Source organism: Pseudoduganella buxea, assembly GCF_009720835.1.
Taxonomy (GTDB): domain Bacteria; phylum Pseudomonadota; class Gammaproteobacteria; order Burkholderiales; family Burkholderiaceae_D; genus Rugamonas; species Rugamonas buxea.
Genome location: NZ_WNKZ01000149.1, coordinates 1 through 8,558 on the forward strand (window position 1 = coordinate 1; position 8,558 = coordinate 8,558).

9 protein-coding genes are annotated in these 8,558 nt (G+C 67.9%); all 9 read left to right on the forward strand.

Going from position 1 to position 8,558, the window contains the following annotated elements; translation table 11 throughout:
* Nucleotides 1-477 (forward strand): LuxR C-terminal-related transcriptional regulator (locus tag GM672_RS26465; protein ID WP_229417962.1); only part of this gene is annotated, 477 nt, incomplete at its 5' end.
* Between the two features lie 376 nt (nt 478-853).
* Nucleotides 854-1,294 (forward strand): type II secretion system major pseudopilin GspG, encoded by a 441-nt coding sequence (gene gspG, locus GM672_RS26470; protein WP_155473507.1) that lies wholly within the window; start codon nt 854-856, stop codon nt 1,292-1,294.
* A 45-nt stretch (nt 1,295-1,339) separates the two neighbouring features.
* Complete coding sequence (locus GM672_RS26475) at nt 1,340-2,524, forward strand: type II secretion system F family protein (RefSeq protein WP_155473508.1); 1,185 nt, start codon at nt 1,340-1,342, stop codon at nt 2,522-2,524.
* The gene (locus tag GM672_RS26480; RefSeq protein WP_170300261.1) at nt 2,521-4,218 is read left to right on the forward strand and encodes a GspE/PulE family protein; all 1,698 of its coding nucleotides are present in this window, start codon (nt 2,521-2,523) and stop codon (nt 4,216-4,218) included. Before GM672_RS26475 ends, GM672_RS26480 begins: the two co-directional genes overlap by 4 nt.
* Complete coding sequence (locus GM672_RS26485; RefSeq protein WP_155473509.1) at nt 4,211-5,038, forward strand: hypothetical protein; 828 nt, start codon at nt 4,211-4,213, stop codon at nt 5,036-5,038. The genes GM672_RS26480 and GM672_RS26485 overlap by 8 nt, the downstream gene beginning before the upstream one ends.
* Entirely contained in the window at nt 5,035-5,604 is a 570-nt protein-coding gene (locus GM672_RS26490) for a PilN domain-containing protein (RefSeq protein WP_229417963.1), read from the forward strand. Before GM672_RS26485 ends, GM672_RS26490 begins: the two co-directional genes overlap by 4 nt.
* Nucleotides 5,601-6,149 (forward strand): hypothetical protein, encoded by a 549-nt coding sequence (locus tag GM672_RS26495; protein ID WP_155473510.1) that lies wholly within the window; start codon nt 5,601-5,603, stop codon nt 6,147-6,149. The genes GM672_RS26490 and GM672_RS26495 overlap by 4 nt, the downstream gene beginning before the upstream one ends.
* Nucleotides 6,146-6,703 carry a hypothetical protein gene (locus GM672_RS26500; protein ID WP_155473511.1) on the forward strand — a complete coding sequence of 186 codons (558 nt, stop codon included), beginning with the start codon at nt 6,146-6,148 and terminating at the stop codon, nt 6,701-6,703. Before GM672_RS26495 ends, GM672_RS26500 begins: the two co-directional genes overlap by 4 nt.
* Nucleotides 6,703-8,558, forward strand: a 1,856-nt coding sequence (locus tag GM672_RS26505) for a secretin GspD/PilQ domain-containing protein (RefSeq protein ID WP_155473512.1), incomplete at its 3' end; no start/stop codon positions are given. The genes GM672_RS26500 and GM672_RS26505, both read left to right, overlap by 1 nt.

Genomic DNA, 8,558 nt, shown 5'->3' on the forward strand with positions numbered 1-8,558 from the left:
GCGCAGCGGCTGTGGCGCCGGGGTGGCGGCGTGCCCTTGCTGCTGCAGCGGGGCGACGATGCGGGCGGGGCGCTGGTGCGCCGGCTGGCGGCCCTCGACCCCTCGCTGACCTTGGAACATGCACTGGCCCACGGCAGCCCGGCACTTCCCGGCGGCAGCACCTTCTTCCTGCTGTGCGGTCTGCCGCGCCCGCCAGGCGCGCGCCAGGCGCGCTTCCTCGAACTGCTGCTGCCCCATATGCACCTGGCGCTGCAGCGCATCAGCGTCGGCGGCGAGCGCCGCGCCGCCACCCGGGCCCTGTCGCCCCGCGAGGCGGAAGTGCTGCACTGGCTGCGCGAAGGCAAGAGCAACGACGAGATCGGCCAGATTCTCGGCATCAGCGGGCTGACGGTGAAGAACCACCTGCAGCGGCTGTACAAGCTGCTGGGGGTGAGCAACCGGGCACATGCCGTGGCACGGGGTGCCGCCGGGGTTTGAGCCCGGCTTGGCTGTGCCGGTCGGGGTGGCTTCCTGCCGAATCGGGCCCGGGCCAACGCGGTACCACAGGCCAGGGCCCCATATAATAAATACATGCAAATTGCTCAACCGTTACCCGCGCTGTCAATGGAAAACCCGACAGTGGGCCCGTACCGCAACGTCGAAATATAAAAATTGTCGAAACCTTAAATGACGTGGTAGCCTTCGGTGTTATCTCACCTGTCTTGCAGGGCGTTGAAACACCGGTGCGCGTTATGGACGCGATATGGACGCGACGCTGTCTCCGTGCAGCAGCGCCTGTCAATTCCGGTTCCGGCCACAAGCCGAGCGCGGCCGTTTCATGTTTCCTGTCGTAGTAAATCGGAGGTTTGTTCGGATGCAAGCAGCAAAGTTCTATGGTCAGCAGTCCCGTGCCGCGCGCGGTTTTACCTTGCTCGAATTGCTCGTCGTAATCGTCATTATCGGTTTGCTGGCGGCCTATGTCGGTCCCAAGTATTTCTCCCAGCTGGGCAAGTCGGAAGTGACGGTGGCGAAGGCGCAGATCGAGGCGTTCGAGAAGTCGCTCGACACCTACCGCCTGGACGTGGGCCGCTACCCCACGACGGAAGAGGGCATGGGCGCCCTGATGACGGCCCCGCCGACGGCGGGCGCCAAGTGGAACGGCCCCTACCTGAAAAAAGGCGTGCCGGCCGACCCGTGGGGTCGTCCGTACCAGTACAAGGCGCCCGGCAGCAAGGGCGACTACGAAATCACGTCGCTGGGCAAGGACGGCCAGCCCGGCGGTACCGGCGACAACGCCGACATCAGCTCGCAATAAGCGCACCAGGTCACTGCGCTCCACTCACGCCCGCACGCCATTCCCATGCAGTTCGATGTCCGTACCCTGTCGCCCGACATGGCGATCGGCCACATGGTGGTCGACGGCCGCGATGAAGCCGACGCGCGCCGCCAGGTCGAGGCGCGCGGCCTGTTCGTCAGCAGCATCAATCCCGTGCGGGGCGCCTTCAAGCCAGGCAAGGGCAAGGCCCTTTCCCTGGTGCTGTTCAGCCAGGAGCTGCTGGCGCTGCTGAACGCCGGCCTCGGCATCGTCGAGGCGCTGGAAGCGCTGCTGGAAAAGGAAGCGGCGCCGGCTACCCGTGGCGTGCTGGAGCGCTTGCTGGCCGGCCTGCGCGAAGGCCAGCGCTTTTCCACCGTGCTGTCCGAGCAGCCTTCGCTGTTCCCGCCCCTGTACGTGGGCATCGTCAAGGCGGCCGAGGGCACCAGCGACCTGCCGCGCGCGCTGGCCCGCTATATCGACTACCAGCAGCGCATCGACACGGTGCGGGCAAAGATCGTCAGCGCCGCCATCTATCCCTGCATCCTGCTGCTGGTCGGCGGCGGCGTGTCGATGTTCCTGATCGGCTATGTCGTGCCCCGTTTCGCCGAAGTCTACCAGGGCGCCGGGCGCAACCTGCCGTGGATGTCGCAGGTGATGCTGTCGTGGGGCCAGTTCGCCGGTGCCCACACGGGTGCCCTGTTCGGCGGCCTGGCGCTGGCCATCGGCGCGCTGGTGTTCTTCGTGCGCCGGCTGGCTGGCAGCGGCGGTCTGCTGCGCCTGCTGGGCCGGCTACCCGCCATCGGCGAGCGCATCCGCATCTACGAACTGTCGCGGCTGTACCTGACCCTGGGCATGCTGACCGAGGGCGGCATCACCATCGTCCAGGCCATCGAGACGGTGCAGGGCATGGTGTCGGCCAATGTCAAGAGCGGCCTGCAGCTGGCGCGCCAGGCGGTCGAGGCGGGCCTGCCCCTGTCCACCGCCTTCGAGGCCAACGGCCTGACGACGCCGATCTCGCTGCGCATGCTGCGCGTGGGCGAACGCACCGGCGACATGGGCCCCATGCTGACCCAGTCGGCCGCCTTCTACGACGGCGAGATCAGCCGCTGGATCGACCGTTTCACGCGCACCTTCGAGCCCTTGCTGATGGCCGGCATCGGCTTGATCGTGGGCGCCATCGTGGTACTGTTGTATATGCCGATTTTTGACCTTGCCGGAGAAATGTCGTGAACGATCCGGCCATCCATCCCGCCATCGACGCTGCGCTGCTGGCGCGGGCGCGGGCACGCCAGGTGCAGTCGAAACGCACGCTGGTGGAAGAACTCGAAACCCTGGCCGGCATGGAGCCGCGCCTGGTGGTGCGCGCCCTGGCCCAGCCCTTCGGCCTGGCCGTGCTGGAGACGGTCGAGATGCTGGCCTTCACGCCGGCCTTCGACCTGCTGCCCCTGTCGCAGGCCATGGCGAAAAAGTGCGTGCTGCTGCGCGCCAACGACGGCGTCGTCGTCGGCGTCATCGCCGACCCGCTCGACCTCGACCTGCAGACGTGGCTGGGCACGCAGGCGCGCGCCACGCCGCACGCGCCGCTGCAGATGCGCCTGGCCCTGCAGGCCGACATCCAGGCCTACCTGTCCAAGCAGGAAGAGTCGGCCCGCGCCACGGACACCTTGCTGCCGGGCGCGGACAATTCCCGCCGCGACGGCAAGACGGCCGCCGTGCTGTCGTTCGCCTCCGTGTCCGAAGCGGCCAGCCCGGCCGTGCGGCTCGTCAACTCGACCTTGTACGATGCCCTGAAGGCGGGCGCGTCCGACATCCACCTGGAAAGCACGTCCGGCGGCCTGGCCGTCAAGTACCGCGTCGACGGCGTGCTCGACCATGCCACGGCCGTCAACGGCATCGACGTGGCCGAGCAGATCATCTCGCGCCTGAAGGTGCTGGCCGAGCTCGATATCGCCGAGCGCCGCGTGCCGCAGGACGGCAGCTTCCGTGTCGAGTCCGCCGGCCGCGAGATCGACTTGCGCGTCTCCATCATGCCCAGCATTCACGGCGAGGATGCCGTCATCCGGATTCTCGACAAGCGCGCCATGATCGAATCGTACGGCTCGCTGTCGCTCGAATCGCTGGGCTTCGACGCGCCGTCGCTGGTGTCCCTGCGCACCCTGGCGCAGGAAGCCTACGGCATGCTGCTCGTAACGGGCCCCACCGGTTCGGGCAAGACCACCACCTTGTACGCGGCGCTGACGGAAATCCATAACGGGCGCGAGAAGATCATCACCATCGAGGACCCGGTCGAATACCAGCTGCCGGGCATCCTGCAGATTCCCGTCAACGAGAAGAAGGGCCTGACCTTCGCCAAGGGCCTGCGCTCGATCCTGCGCCACGACCCGGACAAGATCATGGTGGGCGAGATCCGCGACCGCGAAACGGCCGAAATCGCCGTGCAGTCCGCGCTGACGGGCCACCTCGTGCTCACCACCGTGCACGCCAATAACGTGTTCGACGTGTTCGGCCGCTTCACCCACATGGGCATCGACCCGTATGCCTTCGTGTCGGCGCTGAACGGCATCTGGGCCCAGCGCCTGGTGCGGATCAACTGCCCGCATTGCGCCGCCGAATACACGCCCAGCGACGCCGAGCTGGCCAGCGTGGGCCTGTCCCGTGCCGACGTGTTCGACTACGAATTCAAGGAAGGCAAGGGCTGCGGCGACTGCCGCGGCACCGGCTACAAGGGCCGCCGCTCGATCGCCGAGATCCTCACCTTGAACGACGAGATCCGCGAGCTGATCGTGGAGAAGCGCCCGATCCGCCAGGTCAAGCAGGCGGCCTATGAAAACGGCACGCGCAGCCTGCGCCAGGCGGCGCTGGAACTGGTCAAGCGGGGCGGCACGACTTTGACCGAAATCAAGCGGGTGACCTTGCATGCGTAGATTCCCCGGACAAGCCCTGCGCCTGGGCATCGCGCCCACGGCCGTCAGCCTGCTGCGCACCAGCCGCTGGCGCGGCGACAAGGTCACCGTGCTGGCCGAGCAGGTGCTCGACGGCACCGCCGCCGCCACGCCGGTCGGCGCCGCCGCGCTGGCGCAAGCCTTGCGCACCCTGCTGGAAGGGCAGGACGTGGCCGGCTGGCCCGTCGGCATCGTGCTGGCCGATGAGTTGTGCCGCCTATGGCAGGTCACGCCGCCGCCCGGCGCCACGCGGCTGGCCGATATCGAGGCCGCGGCCGCGCTGCGCTTCGCCAGCCTGTATGGCGAACCGCCATCGGCCTGGACCTTCAGCGCCGACTGGGATGCACGCGACAGTTTTTATGCCTGCGCCATGCCGCGCGTGCTGCTGGCCATGCTGCAGGCGCTGGCCGACGAACGGCAGATGTACATCGTCGAGGTGGTGCCCCATTTCGTCACGGCCTGGAACCGCTGGCACCGCTCGTTACGCGCCGGTGCCTGGTTCGGCCAGCTGCATGACCGCATGCTGACGCTGGCCGCCATCGACGACCGGGCGCTGCGCGCCATCCGCGCCGTGCCCGTGCCCCACGGCGCCGACCATTACTGGCTGACGCAGACCGTCCACCGCGAAGCCCTGCTGCTGGGCCTGGCCGTACCATCGCTGGTGCAGCTGTGCGGCCCGTTGCCGGCGGCGCTGGCGCGGCCGGCACAGGAAGGCCAGGTCGCCTGTGCCCAGCTTGGCGCCGCGCCGGCCGGCGACGCTTCGCCCGCCATCCTGCTGGCCCGCGCCGGGAGCCCCGCATGAAGATGGGTATGAGGAGCGGCCTGAAAGCCATGCGCATCGATTTCGCGCCGCCGGGCTGGCGGCGCACCCTGCACCGGCTGCATCCCGCCATGGCGGCGGCCGGCCTGGCCGGCGTGCTGCTGTGCGTGCTGGGGGCCTGGACCATGATGGACCTGGCCGAACAGCGCGCCATCCGGACGGCCCAGCTGGAACGCCTGGAAGCGCGCCAGCGGGCCCTGTCGAAGGCGCCGAAAGCCGTGCCGGAAACGGCCATTCCGGAAGCCCAGGCGACGGCCGTAAACACGGCCATCATGCAGCTGAACCTGCCATGGCGCGAGCTGGAGGATGCGCTGGCGGCGGCCACGCCGGCCAATATCGGCTTGCTGGCGCTGGAACCGGACCCGCGCAAGCGCGTGCTGAAGGTGACTGCCGAAGCGAAGACCAGCGACGACATGGTCGGCTACGTGCAGGTGCTCAAACAGCAGGAGTTCTTCAGCGGCGCGGCCCTGGTGCGCCATGAAATCGAAGAGCAGGACCCGAACAAACCGATCCGCTTCCAGGTCGAAGTGCAATGGAGGGGACGATGAAGGAGATACGCCTGTCGGCCGTGATGCTGGACGTGCGCCTGCGCCTGCTGCGGGCCGGCCCGGCCGCCGCCCTGTGCGGCGCGCTGTTGCTGGCCGGCGTGGCGCTGTGGGCCTGGCTGCTGCCCCAGCGTACCGCCCAGCTGGAAGAAATGGCGCGGCCCTTGCCGGCACCGTCGACCCTGGCCGAGGCGGCGCCGCCGCCCACCGCCAACGAAAACCTGGCCGCCTTCTACGCCACCCTGGGCCAGAAGCGCCATGCCGAGCAGCAGGTCAAGGTGCTGTTCGACCTGGCCGCCAAGCTGGGCCTGGTGCTGGACCGGGGCGAATACAAGTTCGGCTACGACAAGGGCGCCCAGGTGGCCACCTACCAGATCACCTTGCCCGTCAAGGGGCCGTACGGGAAGATCTGGCAGTTCACCTTGCAGGCGCTGGCGGCCATGCCGTTCGCCGCGCTGGACGACGTGAACTTCCGCCGCGACACCATCGCCGACACCAGCGTCGATGCCCGGCTGCGCTTCACCCTGTACCTGAAGGAGGTGCCATGAAGCCGCGCCACCTGCTGATGGGCGCGGCGCTGGTCGCCACGGCCGGCCTGGTGCTGTTCGGCGAAAGCACGCCGGAGACGGAAGTGGCCGAAGCGGTGGAACGTGCGCCTCGCCCTGACACCGCCACGGCCACGTCCGCGGCCGCACCGGTTGCCGTTGCCGCCGCTGCCGCTGCCGCGGACGGCACCATCCTGCGCCTGGTGCCCCGGTCCGAACTGATCGGCGAAGCGGGCGAAGCGGCCTTCCAGGGCGGCGGCATCTTCGGCGGCCAGAGCTTCGCGCCGCCGGTCGCCGTCGCCGCCGAACCGTCCGGCCCGCCGCCACCGCCGCCGGCACCGACGGCGCCGCCGCTGCCGTTCACGGTGATCGGCAAGGGCCTGGCCAACGGCGCCTGGGAGGTCTACCTGGCCAACGGCGAGCGCACCTACGTGGCGCACGTCCGCGAGGTCATCGACGGCATGTACCGGATCGACGCGATCGCGCCACCCACCTTGACGATTACTTATCTGCCCCTGAACCAGGTGCAGCAGCTCAATATTGGAGTCATGGATTGATGTCTCGTCACACGCACACCGCGGGCCGCCTGCGCCGCACGCTCACCCTGTCCGCGATGGTCCTGGCGCTGTCCGGCTGCGCCGCCCAGATGGCCTATCGGGACGCGAAGAACCTGATCGAACAGGACCAGGTCGAGGCGGGGCTGCTGAAGCTGCAGGAGGCCATCGGCGCCGACCCGGGCAATGCGCAATACCGCGCCACCTACCTGCAGGCCCGCGACCGCGCCGTGATGCGCTACCTCGACCAGGCCGAGCGGCAGACCCTGGAAGGCCGGCGCGATCTGGCCTTGCAGAACATCCAGCGCGTGCTGGCGCTCAATCCGCAGAACGAGCGGGCCCGCAGCGCGCTGCGCGCGCTCGACATGGCCGAACGGCATGACAAGCTGCTGGCCGAGGCTGCCGACCTGGTGGCCCGCAAGGAATACGAGCAGGCCCGCGCCAAGGTCGACGTCGTGCTGACGGAAAAGCCGGACCAGCCCCGTGCGCGCCAGTTGCAGCGCGAGATCGGCGAGAAGAACCCGGCCAGCGGCGGCGAGTCGCAGCTGGCCAAGACGTTCAAGCAGCCCATCACGATCGAGTTCCGCGACGCCCCGCTGAAGCAGGTGTTCGACGTCATCTCGCGCCGTTCCGGCCTGAACTTCGTGTTCGACAAGGACGTCAAGGCCGATGCCCGCACCACCATCATGCTCAAGAACAGCACGGTGGAGTCGGCCGTCTACTACCTGCTGATGACGAACCAGCTGGAGCAGCAGGTGATGGACGCGAACACCATCCTGATCTACCCGAATATCGCGGCCAAGCTGAAGGAATACCAGGAAACCGTCGTCAAGACCTTCTTCCTGGCCAATGCCGACGCCAAGCTGGTGGCCAATACGCTCAAGACCATCCTGAAGACGCGCGACGTCGTCGCCGACGAGAAGCTGAACCTGGTCATCATGCGCGACAACGCCGACGCCATCAAGCTGGCCGAGAAGATCGTCGCCATGCAGGACATGGCCGAACCGGAAGTGATGCTGGAAGTGGAGATCCTCGAAGTGAAGCGTTCGCGCCTGACGGAGCTGGGCGTGTCCTGGCCCACCAGCGCCACGTTCTCGCCGCTGATCTCGAACGGCGGCTCGGTGCTGACCGTGCGCGACCTCGATACCATCAACAGCGCCAGCATCGGCGTGTCGGCCCTGTCGGCCAAGATCACGGCGAACAAGACCGATGGCGACTCGAACCTGCTGGCCAATCCCCGCATCCGCGTGCGCAACAAGCAGAAGGCCAAGATCCTGATCGGCGACAAGGTGCCCGTCATCACGACGACGGTGTCGCCCGGCACCAGCGGCTTCGCCCAGGAAAGCGTCAGCTATGTCGACGTGGGCCTGACCCTGAACGCGGAACCGACCATCTACCTGAACAACGAGATCGCCATCGTCGTGTCGCTGGAAGTATCGAATATCGTCAACCGCATCGAAACGAAGACAGGCACGACGGCCTACCAGATCGGCACGCGCCAGGCCTCCACCGTACTGCAGCTGAAGGACGGCGAAAACCAGGTGCTGGCGGGCCTGATCAACAACGAAGAGCGCAAGACGGGCAACAAGGTGCCGGGCCTGGGCGACGTGCCCATCCTGGGCCGCCTGTTCGGCACGGGCAGCGACGACAACCAGAAGACGGAAATCGTGCTGTCGATCACGCCGCGCCTGATCCGCAATGTGCAGCGCCCGCTGGCGGACGCGTCGGAATTCTCTGCCGGCACGGAAGCGAACTTCCGCCGCAAGCCGGACGTGACGGTGCGCGCGCCCGTGCTGCTGCCGGGCAGCAACGGCAGCCCCGGCACGCCGGCACTGCCGGGCCCGGCCGGCACGACGCC

Coding starts and splice junctions, on each gene's coding strand:
- gspG (WP_155473507.1), top strand. CDS start 854: ATGCAAGCAGCAAAGTTCTATGGTCAGCAGTCCCGTGCCGCGCGCGGT.
- GM672_RS26475 (WP_155473508.1), top strand. CDS start 1,340: ATGCAGTTCGATGTCCGTACCCTGTCGCCCGACATGGCGATCGGCCAC.
- GM672_RS26485 (WP_155473509.1), top strand. CDS start 4,211: ATGCGTAGATTCCCCGGACAAGCCCTGCGCCTGGGCATCGCGCCCACG.
- GM672_RS26490 (WP_229417963.1), top strand. CDS start 5,035: ATGAAGATGGGTATGAGGAGCGGCCTGAAAGCCATGCGCATCGATTTC.
- GM672_RS26495 (WP_155473510.1), top strand. CDS start 5,601: ATGAAGGAGATACGCCTGTCGGCCGTGATGCTGGACGTGCGCCTGCGC.
- GM672_RS26500 (WP_155473511.1), top strand. CDS start 6,146: ATGAAGCCGCGCCACCTGCTGATGGGCGCGGCGCTGGTCGCCACGGCC.